This window comes from Streptomyces sp. NPDC047000 (assembly GCF_040644295.1).
Lineage (GTDB): Bacteria > Actinomycetota > Actinomycetes > Streptomycetales > Streptomycetaceae > Streptomyces.
In genome coordinates this window covers 1-14,392 of record NZ_JBEYWE010000053.1, presented here as the reverse complement: position 1 = coordinate 14,392, position 14,392 = coordinate 1, and the positions used below count along the sequence as shown (strand labels likewise).

At 69.8% G+C, this 14,392-nt stretch carries 16 protein-coding genes; 9 read left to right on the top strand and 7 right to left on the bottom strand.

Translation table 11 applies throughout. The annotated features are described in order from the left end of the window. Window positions 1–110: 110 nt before the first annotated feature. From ABZ862_RS37715 to ABZ862_RS37695, 5 genes are all read left to right on the top strand, one after another. The gene (locus tag ABZ862_RS37715) at window positions 111–536 is read left to right on the top strand and encodes a hypothetical protein (protein ID WP_360968924.1); all 426 of its coding nucleotides are present in this window, start codon (window positions 111–113) and stop codon (window positions 534–536) included. After that, window positions 529–1,032, top strand: a complete 504-nt coding sequence (locus tag ABZ862_RS37710) for a hypothetical protein (RefSeq protein WP_360968921.1) — start codon at window positions 529–531, stop codon at window positions 1,030–1,032. Before ABZ862_RS37715 ends, ABZ862_RS37710 begins: the two co-directional genes overlap by 8 nt. Window positions 1,033–1,148: 116 nt before the next feature. Further along, window positions 1,149–1,553 carry a DUF4259 domain-containing protein gene (locus ABZ862_RS37705; protein ID WP_360968918.1) on the top strand — a complete coding sequence of 135 codons (405 nt, stop codon included), beginning with the start codon at window positions 1,149–1,151 and terminating at the stop codon, window positions 1,551–1,553. A 62-nt stretch (window positions 1,554–1,615) separates the two neighbouring features. Continuing rightward, entirely contained in the window at window positions 1,616–2,020 is a 405-nt protein-coding gene (locus ABZ862_RS37700) for a hypothetical protein (protein ID WP_360968916.1), read from the top strand. Between the two features lie 98 nt (window positions 2,021–2,118). Continuing rightward, complete coding sequence (locus tag ABZ862_RS37695; protein WP_360968913.1) at window positions 2,119–2,796, top strand: DUF4253 domain-containing protein; 678 nt, start codon at window positions 2,119–2,121, stop codon at window positions 2,794–2,796. A gap of 19 nt (window positions 2,797–2,815) precedes the next feature. On the opposite strand, the gene ABZ862_RS37690 is transcribed toward ABZ862_RS37695, so the two are convergent. From ABZ862_RS37690 to ABZ862_RS37680, 3 genes are all read right to left on the bottom strand, one after another. Next, on the bottom strand, window positions 2,816–3,235 hold the full coding sequence (locus ABZ862_RS37690) for a DUF5958 family protein (protein ID WP_360968910.1): 420 nt from the start codon (window positions 3,233–3,235) through the stop codon (window positions 2,816–2,818). Beyond that, on the bottom strand, window positions 3,232–3,750 hold the full coding sequence (locus tag ABZ862_RS37685; RefSeq protein WP_360968907.1) for a Fic family protein: 519 nt from the start codon (window positions 3,748–3,750) through the stop codon (window positions 3,232–3,234). Before ABZ862_RS37685 ends, ABZ862_RS37690 begins: the two co-directional genes overlap by 4 nt. 134 nt (window positions 3,751–3,884) lie before the next feature. Beyond that, window positions 3,885–4,556: a hypothetical protein gene (locus tag ABZ862_RS37680; RefSeq protein WP_360968904.1), complete on the bottom strand. Its 672-nt coding sequence runs from the start codon at window positions 4,554–4,556 to the stop codon at window positions 3,885–3,887. Between the two features lie 279 nt (window positions 4,557–4,835). Here ABZ862_RS37680 and ABZ862_RS37675 point away from each other — a divergent pair, with 279 nt between their 5' ends. Then, window positions 4,836–7,613, top strand: coding sequence for a hypothetical protein (locus ABZ862_RS37675; protein ID WP_360968901.1), 2,778 nt, complete (start codon window positions 4,836–4,838; stop codon window positions 7,611–7,613). Window positions 7,614–7,693: 80 nt separating this feature from the next. Here ABZ862_RS37675 and ABZ862_RS37670 read toward each other — a convergent pair whose 3' ends face one another. From ABZ862_RS37670 to ABZ862_RS37655, 4 genes are all read right to left on the bottom strand, one after another. Continuing rightward, window positions 7,694–8,152 (bottom strand): hypothetical protein, encoded by a 459-nt coding sequence (locus tag ABZ862_RS37670; protein ID WP_360968899.1) that lies wholly within the window; start codon window positions 8,150–8,152, stop codon window positions 7,694–7,696. 124 nt (window positions 8,153–8,276) lie between these two features. Continuing rightward, a complete protein-coding gene (locus ABZ862_RS37665) occupies window positions 8,277–8,549 on the bottom strand; it encodes a hypothetical protein (protein ID WP_360968896.1) in 273 nt (90 codons plus the stop codon). An 80-nt stretch (window positions 8,550–8,629) separates the two neighbouring features. Continuing rightward, entirely contained in the window at window positions 8,630–10,246 is a 1,617-nt protein-coding gene (locus tag ABZ862_RS37660) for an anibiotic ABC transporter (protein ID WP_360968894.1), read from the bottom strand. After that, window positions 10,243–11,196 (bottom strand): ABC transporter ATP-binding protein, encoded by a 954-nt coding sequence (locus tag ABZ862_RS37655; protein WP_360968891.1) that lies wholly within the window; start codon window positions 11,194–11,196, stop codon window positions 10,243–10,245. The genes ABZ862_RS37660 and ABZ862_RS37655 overlap by 4 nt, the downstream gene beginning before the upstream one ends. 88 nt (window positions 11,197–11,284) lie before the next feature. Here ABZ862_RS37655 and ABZ862_RS37650 point away from each other — a divergent pair, with 88 nt between their 5' ends. The 3 genes from ABZ862_RS37650 to ABZ862_RS37640 all read left to right on the top strand — a co-directional run bounded on the left by ABZ862_RS37650 (window position 11,285) and on the right by ABZ862_RS37640 (window position 14,301). Continuing rightward, window positions 11,285–12,085, top strand: coding sequence for a TetR/AcrR family transcriptional regulator (locus ABZ862_RS37650; RefSeq protein ID WP_360968888.1), 801 nt, complete (start codon window positions 11,285–11,287; stop codon window positions 12,083–12,085). Window positions 12,086–12,652: 567 nt separating this feature from the next. Beyond that, window positions 12,653–13,858 carry a transposase domain-containing protein gene (locus tag ABZ862_RS37645; protein WP_360968885.1) on the top strand — a complete coding sequence of 402 codons (1,206 nt, stop codon included), beginning with the start codon at window positions 12,653–12,655 and terminating at the stop codon, window positions 13,856–13,858. 74 nt (window positions 13,859–13,932) lie between these two features. After that, a complete protein-coding gene (locus ABZ862_RS37640) occupies window positions 13,933–14,301 on the top strand; it encodes a hypothetical protein (RefSeq protein WP_360968882.1) in 369 nt (122 codons plus the stop codon). Window positions 14,302–14,392 lie beyond the last annotated feature (91 nt).

The window sequence follows — 14,392 nt, the reverse complement described above, 5'->3', positions numbered from 1 at the left end:
GCCCAGCACACACACCCCGCCCACCCCGCCTCTCAACACACCCACAACACCCCAGGCCAGCACACACTCGATACACCAACAAACCCCCCACCCAGTATTAGGGTCGGCGCATGCCGACCGAAGCCGTACCGCACGCCACCGTCAAGCACTGGCAGGACTGCACAGACGTCAATGACTTCCTGAACCAGATCCGTCTCCGGCCCGGCATGTGGCTGCCCAGCGGCCGGCTTCAGGACCTGCAGTTCATCCTCATCGGCTACCGCGTTGCGCTCGGTGTGCACTCCATTGACGAGCCCTTTGTCTTCTGGCCCGAAGCGGACTTCGTCCGCTGGCTTCACGAGAAGCACGGCCTGTCCGGTTCCCTGGGCTGGGCCGCGGAGATCGAGCACAGGGCGACGGCCGGAACCACGCCGGTCGATGAGTTCTTCCGCCTACTGGACGACTACCGTCGGGACGTCGCGCGGGAGCCAGCCCTGGAGGCCAAGAGCTCACGGTTTTCCGGTCCCGATTCCGAGAAGGCCAGGGGCGATGACTGATCTCGAGTTCAGCTGGGAGCTCAGCGGGTCCGGCTGGGCAACGTGCCGTGTTGCTGACGGGGCTTCGGAGCACAAGAACTTCGTCAGCTACTGCACGGATGCTCTTGCCGACGTGCTTCATGGCATTGCGGGTCTCTATGGTCCAGGTACCGTCCACCGGTTCTCCTTCGACCTCGAACCGGCCGAACTCAGGTGGGTTCTTCGGGGCCAAGGCCCGGACGTCGACATCGCGATCTACCGGTTCCCGGACATGTCAGCGAGCTTTGACGCGAACGACGCTGACGGCACGCTCGTTTGGAGTTCGAGGCAAGACCGAAGCGTTCTGAGCCATGCCGTCATGGAAGCCGCACAGTCAGTGTTGCGGATCCACGGCGAAGAGGGCTATCGAGCAAAGTGGGTGCAGCACCCCTTCCCTGTTGCCGCACTCCAAGATCTGCGCCGCGTACACCTTCGAGACGACGAATGCGACATCCGGCACGACATGTCGCTTCCGTAGACGGCCCAGGCGGCACGTTCACACAGACGCCCCTGCCCAGGCCACCTCATCTATCAGCATCAATGTCAGTGGCCTCTGTCAGGATTCCTCGGTCAGCACCGTGATCGGGAGAGACTATGGGCACCTGGGACGTCGGCCCCTTCGGCAACGACAGGGCAGCGGACTTGTGCTGCGACCTTGACGAGGCAACCGCCGACGAACGCGAGGGCATCGTTCGCGGCGCTCTCACACGTGTGATCGACACCGTGGACTACCTCGAAGTGCCCGAATCAGAGGCAGCCGCGGCCGCAGCCGCCCTCGTCGCGGCGCAGTGTCCCGGGGGTGAGCCTGCTGATCCCGTTTATGGGCCGGACGAGCCCCTTCCTGATCTCACAGGCCTGCGCGATCTGGCACGTCAGGCCCTCGACCGTGTCATGACCGAGCCGTCCGAGCTGATGGAGCTGTGGGCCGAGTCGGGTGGTGCCCCCTGGCACACGAACGTCCGCCAATTGCAGAACGTGCTCCTGCCACGGCCTCCCTGAGAGCAGCTCTGCCTGATCTGACCCACCGCGGCCGCTACTCGATTCCTACCCGAAAGGCCACCATGAGCTGGGACGTGCTCCTCCTCCGCCTGCCCGGCGACGTCACCTCGATGCACGAGCTTCCCGACGGCTGCTCGCCGGAACCGCTCGGCCGACAATACGACGTGCTCGCGGCTGTCACCCAGGCACTTCCTGAAGTTGATCTCTCGGACCCCACGTGGGGCGACCTGTCCGGCCCCACGTGGTCCATCGAACTCAACATCGGCTCAGAAGACCCGGTGGACTCGATCATGCTTCACATTCGAGGCTCCGGCGACGACGCGCTGGCACCCGTCTTCCGCCTCGCGGAGGCTCTGCGGTGCAAGGTGCTCGACCTCGCCGAAGGGGAACTGATCAATCCGGGACACATGTCGGGCTGGCACACCTTCCAACAGTTCCGTGACCGTGTGATCGGATCCGCCCAGTGATACCGCCCGGCCGGATGATCACGTCCAGTGAAGGCGATGGGGATTCCCAACCCCTATGGCTCAGCGACGAGCCGGCCGCAGACGGGCTGTGGGCTCGGATGCACGCCGCACACGGCGGCACCGGCCAGTGGCCCCTACTGCTTGACGCGCTCGACCCCGAGGACGCGGAATTCCGCCCCTGGGGATCGGGCGAGATCTTCCCGGAGCAGATGTCCGCCGTCGCGAGCCACGACCCAGCCGACCTTCTCGCGACGTGGTGGGCGAGGTACACCGCCGTCGATGAGGACGACGACATGCTGTCGGCCGATCGGCGCCTCGCCGTCACCGCCCCCTTCGGCCAGAGCTGGCCCGGACGCGCACCTCGCCGAGAAGCAGTGATGAGCGCCGACCAACTGGCCGCCGACTACGCCGAGGTGTTCCTTTCCGACCACCCCCGGTCGCGTCTCGGGCTGGTCACCGCCGCATCCGGCGCCGAAGCCCTCACAACGGCAGGATGGTCCGGTCCCGTCAACTACGACAACGACACGGCGAAGTTCTCCGCGGTCGTCGGCGACTGGGAGAACCGGTTCGGCGCCCGTGTCGTCGCGGTCGGCTTCTCCACCCTGCACCTCAGCGTCGCCGCCCCACCCACAACAAAAGAGGACGCCCTCCTGGTCGCTGCCGAGCACTTCGCCTTCTGCCCCGACAACATCTGGCAAGGCAGACAGCCGTACACACTGTCCGCGTACGCAGAGCGGCTCACCGGTGTCCACAACTGGGGCTTCTGGTGGGACTGATCCAACTGGTAACCGGCCTTCAGGGGGATGGCGCTGGGCTGTCCGGTGATGGGGAGAGCCTGTGCCACCAGTGACCGCAGCCGCCGGAGCAGAAGCGTTCGCGGCGCCGCGCGTCGGCAATCGTGAGCACCGCGATCAGCAGCCTGAACACCTTCCGGCGTTCGTCGAGGGGCGCCAGACCCGCGATCTTTCCCAGTTGCTCGTCGATCCGGCCTTGTGAGATCAGCACTGCGGGCGTGTGCGTCGGGCGCAGTCCGGCACGGCGGATGCTTTCCGGTGCGTCCTCGGCGACGGCGCGCGCCTGGACGCAGTGATGGCGCAGGAACAGCAGCACCTCGGACTGCTGTTCCTGGCCGAGGCCGTTGAACCATTCGATGCCCTCTGACATCGGGCGCAGCCCCTGCGCGAGCTCGTTGAGCAGGAGGTCCCGTTCGTTCATGACTGCCTTACGTGGGACAGACGTCGCTCCGCCGCCGTGGTCAGGATTCCGAGCAGCACCGCCAGATCGGCCGCGCCTTCGGCGTCGTCGGCCCAGCGGGTGGTCTGCAGTGGGTGGACCTGGTCGAGGAGGGCGCCTTCGCGTGCCAGGACGAAGGCCAACGTCAGCATGGCCGCGCGCGCGTTGCCGTCCTCGAACGGATGGAAGAAGGGGATGTCGAGGTAGGCACGGGCGGCGCGTGAGGGGAGGGGCAGATCCGGTTGAGTGCTCTCGGTCAGACAGTGCTCGAATCGCGCCCGCGTATCGGGTGCGAGGCCGTAGCGCTCCCGTCCGCCCTTCGCGAAGGCCGGCATCGTGCGGAAACCGACGAGGTCGTGGCCCAGTACGGTCCGCTGCCACTTCGCCATCAGGGCGAAGGTCAGCGGCCTGCCCTGCTCCGCGTCGGCGAAGGCCAGGTCGAGGGCGGTCAGGACCCGCGCGGTTCCCTCGCTGTCACGTCCGCCTCGCGTCGCCATGAAGAAGTTTCGGAAGCCGTCGCTGGCTGGTGCTCCAGAGTCGGGGTGTGCGCCGTGCCAGGATGGCCAGGAGATCTTCGTCCGAATGCGCAGCCAGTCGGCGAGGCTGTCCTTCGGTTGGCCGGGCCCGAAAGTCATCTGATTTCGCCCACGCTGCTGGCGAACCGCGAGCTCACCGCGTCGACCACCGGAACGTCAGGCGCGATCCAACTGCCGAACCGGCCGCCGACCGCGTTCTCGACGATCTCCTGTGCCTGGCCCTCGTCGATGCCGCTGTAGGCGAGGAACCATCGGAGGACTTGCATGCAGTGCCCGTACCAGCCGCTCTCGGCATGGGTGCGGTCGGCCACCACGGTGACCAGACGGGTGCATGCTCGCTCCCAGTACCAGCGGTCCGTCGAAGTCACCGGGGTGTTCCCCGGCGGAGCCAGGTCCGCGAACCGTTCCGTCAGGTCTTCCAGCCAGCCACGCCGTTCCCGAAGGGCCTCGACAACCAGCGGGGCGGTCGCATCCGGGGTCGTCACGGAGTCGGATGAACAGCACCACACCTCCACGACGCCTCCGTCGACGTCGCCCTCACCGACCGACCAGTTCCATCCACAGGCCCATCGGCCGTACCGGTCAGCCAGGAACTTGGTGACGGGATCCAGCGAACGCCGGCGATCCTCGCCAGCGACTTCAGCGCTGGGCAGCAAGGGCACGACAAGGCTCGCCAACTCCTCCGCCGTATCGTCGTCCATCTCGAACGGATGTCGAGCCGGATCCACATCCGCCCACGTCAGGGCATGAGCCCACAGTTCACTCACCGTCCCACTCTGCCCTGCGCAGCCGCCCCGACTCCAGTCCATATCGAGGGGCCGCCCCAGCGGGAAACGATCTCCGGCCAACTGGGAAGCGCCCAGTGCCCTTTCTCGGTGGCCGTGCCTCCAAGCCCCTCCGCCCGGTCGGCGCAGCCGTACGGTCCGGCTCTGATCGGTCACGGCCCACAGGCAACCCACACGCTCCGCTCGCCATCCTCTGAGGAGCGAGAGGCCCCCGCTGACCAACGGGGTGCCTGAGCCTGGAAGTTGAGGAGGGGTGCCTAGATGCGTACCCGGCGAATATGGGTGACTGCCGCGGTGGTGCTCGCGGTGGCGGGGGGATCGCCAGGGCCGGCACAGGCGGCAGCGGTGCCGGACACCGGACCGTCCAGGGCGGTGGCCGACAGGAACGGCGGTCTCCCGCCCGGCTGGGAGATAGCCGGTGAGGGGACGAAACGGCAGCTGGTCTGGCGTTCGATCGCCGAAGTACCCATGGGGGACGCGCGTGTCGAGTTCTACTCCGGAGGCCGCAGGCTCGGTGTCCCCCGGCCCGACAAGGACGGGCGCACATTCCGTCTCGACCTCGGCCGGGCCCGCGACACCACGTCGTTGAAGGGGCTCCAAGTGCGCTCCGCCGGACGGACACTGGACGCGGCGGGGCGTACGCAGACCCAAGGCGGCCGGCGTTCCCCGACCGCGGCGCAGCCGTCCGCCCCTCTCCCAGCGAACTCCGTCGACCCCGGAAAGCCTGGCGCGTTCCGTACCACGACGGGCGAGTACGACCTCGACCCGGTGCGGCTGCCCGGGTTCAAGCAGCCGGTCGAGATGAAGGCCGTGGTGGTCGTGCCGAAGGGCGCCACCGGCCCACGCCCGCTCGTCCTGTTCCTGCACGGCCGTCACACCACCTGCTATCGCGGCGGCGACGCAAGCGGCGACTGGCCCTGCCCGGCAGGCACCAAGCCGATCCCCAGCCACCGTGGCTATCTGCGCGACCAGCGACTCCTCGCGTCCCAGGGCTATATGACGGTGTCGATCTCGGCCAACGGCATCAACGGCCAGGACTACGCGGCCGAGGACGGCGGCGCGCAGGCCCGCTCCTCACTGGTGCGGCAGCACCTCGCCCGCTGGGCCGGCTGGGCCGCCCATCCGGACTCGGCGCCCGCCGTCGTGCGGAACGCCCCGAGGGCCGACCTCTCACGCGTCCTGCTCGTCGGCCACTCGCGTGGCGGTGAGGGTGTCAACCGGGCCGCGATGGACAGCCTCTACCCGCCGCCCGCCGCCCAGGACGGCTACCACGGCCCGGTGCGCTGGCACATCCGCGGCACCGTCCTCATCGGACCGACGGTCTTCGGCCAGAACCCGGTCGCGGACGTGCCGTCGGTGACGATCCTGCCGGGCTGTGACGGCGACGTGTCCGACCTCCAGGGCGAGGTCTACGTCGACGGCACCCGAGGTGTGAGCCGGGGCGCCGCACTGCACAGCGCTGTGTACATGGTCGGCGCCGACCACAACTTCTTCAACACCGAGTGGACTCCGGGGCAGGCCGAAGCACCCGCGGAGGACGACTTCTACGACGATCCCGAGCACCGCGACCCGGTGTGCTCGCCGGGCGCCGCAACCCGGCTGACCGCGGACCGGCAGCACCGGGCGGGCAGCACCTACATCGCGGCGGCGGCCCGGCTGTTCGTCGCCGGTGACGACCGGGTGCGGCCGTTGCTCGACGGCTCGGGCAGGCGGGCGCCCTCGGCCGACCCCGCGCGCGTGCTCACGCACGCAGTCGGAGCGAGGCGTGGCGGCGGCCTCCTGCCGGACGGCAAGGTCTCGGTGACCGGCGGGCGGCTGTGCGCGGCCGTGGACCCGGATCCGCGCGTGGCCTGCCTGGGCCCCGGGGCAAAGGGCAGCTCACCGCACTTCGCCCAATGGGAGACCGGCCGAGAGGTCGGCCGCCGCGCGGTGGCCCTGAAGTGGTCCGCGGCCGGAAACACCGTGAAGGTGCACCCCGCCGCGCCGGTCTCGCTCAGCGGTTCCCAGGACCTGGCGCTGCGGATGTTCGTGCCGCCCAACTCGGCCGGCACGCAGTTCGACGTGACCCTCACCGACACCAGCGGGAAGCGAGCGAGCCTCGGCCGGGTCCGGGTCGACGGCCTGCCGGGCAGCGAACGGACCGCCTCCTACTGGGCGCGGGAGATCCGCGTCCCGCTGACGGCCGCCTCCCGGGCCGGCCTCGACCTCAAGCACGTCAAATCCCTCGGCCTCACCCCGCTTTCGCGTTCCGGCAAGGCATGGCTGATGGACGCCTGGGGCTGGCGTCCCGGCACCCCGGCGGCAGTGCAGCCCGCGCTGCCGCGCGTCGACGTCGGCCGCACCGCGGTCGAGGAAGGCGACTCCGGCGTGCGCACGTACCACGTGCCGGTGCAGGTGTCCGGACGGGGCAGCGGGCAGGTGCGGGTCTACGTCGTCGACCCGGTCACCGGGAAGGCCGAGCAGCATCTGGTGACGGTGCGCCCGGGCGGTCATGACATCGACGTGGCGGTGCAGGTGAAGGGCGACACGCGGTTCTCCTACGATGTGGAGAACAACGTGCTGGTGAAAGCGGTACGGGGCGCCGTCATCGGTTCCTACCGCGGCGGGATCACCGTGCTGAACGACGACCCGATGCCCACGGTCAGCGTGACACCGGTGGCCGACCGGGTGGCCGAGGGACAGCCCCTGAAGTGGAAGGTGTCCCTGTCGCAGGCCGTGGACGTGGATCTCGGCGTGGCCTTCGCCGTCGTGCCGGTAACCGACGGCCCGGAACTGTCCACCAAGGACGTCGCCCCGGAGTGGCTCGAGGAATCCTCGGGTGAGAAGCCGGATCCCGAACGGCCGCTGTCGAAGGTGAAGTACCTCTCCGAGTGGGTGTATCTGCCCGCGGGGAAGGTGAGCGCAGAGGTGACCCTGCCCACGGTCGCGGACCGGGTGACGGAGCCCGCCGAGTCCGTACGGTTCCAGCAGGCCGACGACAACGGGGACCCGGTCCCCGGTGGCCCGGTGCTGAACGGAACCGTCCTGGACGCCCCGTAGCGGCGACCGGGAGCACGGCGACGGCCGCGCGGTTCTGCTCGACGAGGAACCGCGCGGCCGTACGGCTCAGGGCCTGAGCGTCACTCAGATGCCCGGGCAGGCCGTCCGGTGGCCTTACGGCGCCGCCTCATGCCCGACCGGCGGAAACGCACACGATGTTCGAGAAGAGAACGGCCTCCGCCCCAACCAACGTGGCTGCACCGTTCGTTCATCTGACAGCCCCGGGCTGGGGCGCGCCGGGTGGCGGGGAAGCCGGCCGCAGCATCCCGAAAGGGAGAGGGGAGGGACCGTACCCGGTGTCGCCCCCGCCGGCCCGGCGAGAGCCGCTCGCCGGGCGAGAAGCTGTAGCTGTCCGGGATCGTGATCTTCTTGCTCGCTGCGCCGTGGACGATCGCGATCTCCTGACGCCACCTCAGCTTCATCGCGCCGGGGTTGCCGACGTACTCCTCGCCGTCGACGTACTCGTGGAGTTCCTTGCCGTCGCCGGTCTTCAGCCCTCCGATGTTGTCGGCGGTCAGCGCCACGTTCCACTCGGTCATGAACGGGGCGAGGGTGAAGTCCGCCTTCCTCGGCGACTCGATGTGGATGAGGCCCGATGGGTCATGCGTGTGCAGGGGCTCATGCTGTGCTTCTCGTCGTCGACGCCGATGCCGGACGCTACGGTCACGGCTCGCCGTCGACGACCACGTCGAAGTGCGAGTGGATGTGCAGCGCTCGGCCCTCGGAGCCGAGCAGCGCCGGCCCCGCCGCATCCGCCCGGGCGGATGGATCCGCCGGAGCGGCCCAGGGCGGGCCGGTGGCGGCGCCCCGGGCCTGGGTGATGGGCTGGGCCGGGATCGTGCCGGCGCCGGACGCCTGCCTGTCGTCCCCCGCGTCGCCCTGGGCCACCCCGCCGATGAACGCCAGCGCGCCGGCAGCGATGCCGGTGCGGCGCACCGGCGTGCGGCGGGGAGTGATCGCGTCGGGCCTGCTTGCGGGCTGCCGCTACACGGGCGCGGCCACCCGGAGCTTCTGCATCAGGCCGGCAGGACAAGGCTGCGGCGGCGGAAGGACATCAGGCCCGCTGCGGCGAGGGCCACAGAGACCCCGAGCAGGGTGACGACCGGGGCGGCGGTGACGCTGCCCGCCGGGGCCCTGGGGGTGTGGGTGAACGGTGAGACGTCCTGCACCCACTGCGGCAGGTCAATGGTGGGGGCGAACATCGGACCCAGCAGGAGGGACGCCAGGAGGACCGACCAGGAGACCGGTCCGGCCCAGCGCGGCAGCAGCCCGGTGACCGCGATCGCGCAAGCGCCGATCGCCAGGATCGCGGGCAGCTGGGCCAGAACCGCCTCGGTCATGGCGCGAAGCTGGGCCGGGGTGTCGCCCAGCACGTGCCCGGCGGACAGTCCCGTGCCGACGGCGAAGACCAGGAGAAGCCCCACCGCGCCGGTCGCCGCGCTCAGGACATGGCTCACGGCCCACCGGGGCCTGCTCACGCACGACGCGAGGAGGGACTCCAGGTGACCCTCGGCTTCTTCGGCGCGCATACGCAGCAGCATCTGGACGACGCAGACGGCGACGGCCATACCGGCCATCTCTGCGATGGACGTGAGGTAGGCGTCGACGATCCGGTCGGTGCCGCCCATGTGCGTGTACCACTCGAGGGCGGCGCCCTCGAGGTTCTTGACGTCGTCGGTGACGGCGCCCAGAACCGCGCCCAGCGTGAGCATGCCGGTCGCCCACCCGAGCAGTGTGCCGCGCTGCAGACGCATGGCCAGGCCCAGCGGGCTGAGGAGACCGGGTGCGGCCGCGGCGCGCCCGCGCCGGTCGGGGAGTACGCCCCTGCTGACGTCCCGCCGTCCGGCGAGCGAGCACGCCACGGCGAGCAGGACGGCCAGGAAGACGGCGAACAGCGCCAGCGGCCACCAGCGTCCGCCGTCGAAGGGCCGCATCTGCTGGCCCCAGCCCAGCGGCGACAACCAGGCCGACCAGGAACTCTCCGCCCACAGGCCGCTCGCATCGACGCTGCCGAGCATGTTGCCCACGCCGGCGAGCAGGAAGGAGACGCCCAGCACCGCGGCGGCGAGACCATTGGCCCCCCGTGAGTTCGACGAGAGCTGCGCGGTGATCGCGGCGACGCCGGCGAACGCCGTACCCGCGGCGCCGATGGAGACCCCTGCCGTGAACGACGCGCCCACCGGCTGACCGTTCACGATCATGGCCAGTCCTGTCAGTACCGCCAGCGCGGTATTCGCGCAGACCGCCACGACGACGGCCGCGGTCAGGGCCGCGTGCCGTCCTGTCGAGGAGGCGCCCACCAGTTCGGCGCGGCCGGTCTCCTCGTTCTGCCGGGTGTGCCGGACCACGGCGAGCGTGCTCATCAGCCCGGCCAGGACCGCCAGCAGCAGGTAGCTCCGGAGCATCGTGTAGCCGCCGACGCTGGCCCCGGAGGCCAGGCCGAAGATGCGCAGCCCGGGGTTGCCCGCGGTGAACTCGGTCTCCTGGACCAGATCGGCGTCCTCGAGCCCGGCCGACATGGCCGTGAACCCGGCCATCAGGGAGGCCAGGCCCAGTACCCAGGCGGGGAGCGCGAAGCGGTCGCGCCGCAGCGCGAGCCGGGTGAGCGCGGTCGTGCCGGTGAGCGCGGTCATCGTGAACTCACCTGCTCCGCCCAGGTGGTGTCCGCTGTGGTCTCGGCGTCCGGGGCGGTGGTGGCCACGCCGTCCCCGTAGTGGCGCTTGAAGATCTCTTCAAGGGTGGGCGGTGAGCTGGTCAGGGTGCGTATGTCGTAGGCGACGAGGTGCTGCAGCACCTGATTGAGCTCACCGGGGTCGACTCCGAAGCGCGCATGACGGCCGTCGGTGCTCAGGTCGTGCACCCCGGGCAGCGTGCTCAGCGTGCCGGCCGGCTGGGCCGTCTCGACGACGACGCTCGTACGCGTCAGATGGCGCAGCTGGTCGAAGGTCCCCGTCTCAGCGGTCCGACCTGCGCGGATGAGGGTGACGCGGTCGCACAGCGCCTCGACCTCGGCCAGGATGTGGCTGGACAGCAGCACCGTGTGGCCGGCCTGCCGCGCCTCCTGGGCCACGTCCTGGAAGACGGCCGCCATGAGCGGGTCCAGACCGGAACTCGGCTCATCGAGGAGGAACAACTCGGCGTCGGACGCGAAGGCCGCCACCAGGGCCACCTTTTGCCGGTTGCCTTTGGAGTAGGCGCGGATCTTCTTGGTGGGGTCGAGCTGGAAGCGTTCCAGCAGGGTGGCGCGGCGGGCCGGGTCGAGACCGCCCCGCAGGGCGCCCAGCAGGTCGATCACCTCGCCGCCGGTGAGATTGGGCCACAGATGCACCTCGCCCGGTACGTAGGCCATACGGCGGTGCAGCGCGACGGCATCGCGCCACGGGTCCCGTCCGAGCACGGTGGCATCCCCACCGTCCTTGCGGAGCAGGCCGAGCAGGATCCGGGTCGTGGTGGTCTTCCCGGCGCCGTTCGGTCCCAGGAAGCCGTGCACCTCTCCGGTCTTGACGGTCAGGTCGAGCCGGTCCAGGGCCCGGGTCGACCCGAACTCCTTCACCAGACCGGACACCGAGATCGCTGTCGTCACGTTCTGTCACCTCATTACGGAATTCCGCAAGCCGGAATGTATGCCGTACATTGAGTGTATGACATACACATCGTCTACACTATAGATCGTGGATGAACGGACCGAGCGGACCGAGACGGCGAACGAAGGGCTGCCCAGCGGCCTGAAGCGGCTGTGGGGAACCGACGAGCGGGCCCAGCGCAAGCCAAGACTGGGCCTCAGCCTGGAGCGCATCGTCCAGGCCGCGATCGGGCTGGCCGACGCAGACGGTCTCGGCGCGGTCTCGATGAGCCGCGTCGCCGAACGTCTCGGGTTCACCACGATGTCGCTCTACCGCTACGTCGCCGGCAAGGACGAGCTCCTGCTCCTCATGCACGACGCCGCCTGGGAGCCACCACTTGTGCTCGACATCCCCGACGACGACTGGCGTACCGCCCTGGAGAAGTGGTCGCGGGAGCTACGGGCCTCCATGCAGCGCCACCCATGGCTGGAGCGCATCCGGGTCACTGAGCGGATGGGCACCCCCAGCCAGCTCACCTGGCTGGACCGCGGCCTGCGCGCCCTGGCCGCAACACCCCTCGGCGAGTTCGAGAAGACCCAGATCCTGCTGCTGCTCAACGGACACGTGTTCGCGGACGCCCGGGTCCTTGCCGACATGCAGGACGCCGCACGGGAAAGCGGTGTCCCGGTCGGCGAAGGGGCGGCCGCCTACGGCACGGCGATGAGAGCCCTTGCCGACGCCGAACGCTTCCCCGCACTGCGCCGGGCGGTGGACGCCGGCGCCTTCGACCCCGGCGAGGCCAGACGGTTCGCCGACCCTGATGTCCTGTTCACCTACGGCCTTGAGCGCATCCTCGACGGCGTCGAATGCGCGATCCGGCGGCACGCCGGGGAGGCTGCGGAAAGCTGACCGGCATGCCGTTGGCGCCGAGACCGGCAAACGGCGAGGGCGCCAGGACGCGCGGTAGGGCGGCCGGACGAGCCGGTGACCACCGGCCTGTCCGCGCGCCGCGCCTGAAGCCGCCACGCCCGCAGTCCACACGGTCCAGGGGCGACCAGGCGGTGTCCGCCGATACCCGACATGCTTCCAGCGAGTAGCCGGGAGGGATCTCACCTCCCGGCTCTCTCAGAACCGTGCGTGAACCTCTCGATTCACACGGCTCCCGTCACCCGGTCGTTCGAGGCCGAAGGAGTTTCCCGTGGGCGAAGAGCCCCGGGCAGAGCTTGGCGGTCTTCTCCAAGCCCTGCCACGCCCGGCTCCGGCGTCGCCGGAGCCGCTTGTACTTCTGCGTGGCCCATCGCCTCAGGTACTGATCGATGCCCTTCAGGCTCGGGACCAACGCGGGGCCTTCCCCCAAGGCCGGGAAGTCAGCGTTTTCGCAGGTCCCGCAAGTGTGTTGAGTGTCCGAGGCGAAAGCACAACGGAGCGCGTTGGTACAGGCAGTCGACCAAGACAGCTTGTACGTGAGGAGCTCCGTTGCGGGTCCATTTTGCCCTGCCGTCCGCGCTGATGGCCGTCACCCGTTCGGTGACCGTGGCGGCGGGCCGGTTCGCGCCGGGCCATCCGGGAGAGCCGACCGCCGTGGTGCCGTTCGAGCTGGTGGACGCGGTGCTGTCGGAGACGCGGACCGTGCAACGGCGGCTGCGTGATCTGCCGTCCAGGGTCGGGATGTACTTCCTGCTCGCGATGTGCCTGTTCCCCGAGGTCGGCTACCGGCTGGTCTGGGACAAGCTCACCGGCGGCCTGGCCGGGATCCCGGTGGCCTCGCCGAGTGCCAAGGCCCTGCGGGACCTTCGCCGAAGGCTGGGGGCCGCGCCGGTGCGGTCCCTGTTCGAGGTCCTCGCAGGGCCCCTGGCCCACCCGACGACACCGGGAGTGCGCTTCAGCTCCTACCGGACCGTGTCCTTCGACGGCTGCAGCTCGCTACGGGTACCCGATTCACCCCGCAACCGGTCCTGGCTCGGGCGCACAGCCCATCACGGCTGTCCCACGCTGGAGCTGACGACGCTGGTCGAGACCGGGACGAGAGCGTTGATCGGCGCGGTGTTCAACCCTACCGACGAGGGTGAGACCGCCTATGCCCGCCGGCTGCTGCACCTGCTCGGGCCGGACATGCTGGTGCTGTGGGACAAGGGCTTCGACGCCGACGACTTCCTTGCCCGGGTGACCACGACCGGCGCGAAGGTACTGGGCCGGCTCCGCAGCAACCGGCGCACCCCGGTCCTGGCCCGCCCCGACGACGGCTCCTACCTGCCGGTGACCGGCGCTGTCGCAGTCCGGATCATCGACGCCGAGATCACGGTGACCTGCGCTGATGGCACCGCCTTCACCGACTCCTACCAGCTGGTCACCACTTTGGCCGATCACCGCCGGCACCCGGCCAGGACGCTGATCGGCCTCTACCACGAGCGCCGGGAACACGAGAGCGCGTACCACGCGCTCCGCCACACGCTCCTCACCGGCCGGCACCTCCGCTCGGGCGACGCGGTCGGCCTCGAACAGGAGATGTGGGCCCTGCTCGCCCTTTACCAGGCCCTACGGGTCGTGATGGTCGAGGCCGCCGAGTCCGTCCCCGGCATCGACCCCGACCGCTGCAGCTTCACCGTGGCACGCAGACCGCCCGCGACCAGGTCGTCCAGGCGATCGGGATCGTCCCCGACGATCCCGGCCGCCTCGGACTGATCGGTCGGCGGGTGCTGTCCCGACTCCTTGCGCCTCGCCGTCACCGGGCGAGCACCCGCAAGGTGAAGTCCCCGATGTCCCGCTACAGCGAGCGACGAGGCGACGGCCGCCCCGATCACAGCCGCACCATCACCGGCCTCACCGTCACCGTCCTCGAACCCGGCCCCGAACAAACGCCTTTGCCCACGGTCTCCCGCGATGACCGCCACACCGCCCCGGCCCAGCGCCGACGGCATCGCATTCTCGCCCTGCTGCAGGACGACCCGACCCGCCTGTGGAGACCCGCGGAGATCGCTGCCCACTTCGGCGACGTCACGCTGCACACCATGCATCGGCAGCTCTCCCGATGGGCCGACACCGGGCTCATCCACAGACTCGGACCCGGCCTCTACGCAGCCACAACCCGGGCCTCAACACCCTTGCCGCCAGCACAAACAGGCTAACTTCCCGGCCTTGGGGGAAGGCCCGATCTCTACCTCCTTGTACGGGACCCGGATCGGTCATGCGTGATGCGCTGTGGTGGTCCGGCCGGAT

Bases quoted from the DNA above. Each gene is read 5' to 3' on its own strand.
- ABZ862_RS37715 (WP_360968924.1), top strand. From the start codon at position 111: ATGCCGACCGAAGCCGTACCGCACGCCACCGTCAAGCACTGGCAGGAC.
- ABZ862_RS37710 (WP_360968921.1), top strand. From the start codon at position 529: ATGACTGATCTCGAGTTCAGCTGGGAGCTCAGCGGGTCCGGCTGGGCA.
- ABZ862_RS37705 (WP_360968918.1), top strand. From the start codon at position 1,149: ATGGGCACCTGGGACGTCGGCCCCTTCGGCAACGACAGGGCAGCGGAC.
- ABZ862_RS37700 (WP_360968916.1), top strand. From the start codon at position 1,616: ATGAGCTGGGACGTGCTCCTCCTCCGCCTGCCCGGCGACGTCACCTCG.
- ABZ862_RS37695 (WP_360968913.1), top strand. From the start codon at position 2,119: ATGCACGCCGCACACGGCGGCACCGGCCAGTGGCCCCTACTGCTTGAC.
- ABZ862_RS37690 (WP_360968910.1), bottom strand. From the start codon at position 3,235: ATGAACGAACGGGACCTCCTGCTCAACGAGCTCGCGCAGGGGCTGCGC.
- ABZ862_RS37685 (WP_360968907.1), bottom strand. From the start codon at position 3,750: ATGGCGACGCGAGGCGGACGTGACAGCGAGGGAACCGCGCGGGTCCTG.
- ABZ862_RS37675 (WP_360968901.1), top strand. From the start codon at position 4,836: ATGCGTACCCGGCGAATATGGGTGACTGCCGCGGTGGTGCTCGCGGTG.
- ABZ862_RS37670 (WP_360968899.1), bottom strand. From the start codon at position 8,152: ATGACCGAGTGGAACGTGGCGCTGACCGCCGACAACATCGGAGGGCTG.
- ABZ862_RS37660 (WP_360968894.1), bottom strand. From the start codon at position 10,246: ATGACCGCGCTCACCGGCACGACCGCGCTCACCCGGCTCGCGCTGCGG.
- ABZ862_RS37640 (WP_360968882.1), top strand. From the start codon at position 13,933: ATGTCCCGCTACAGCGAGCGACGAGGCGACGGCCGCCCCGATCACAGC.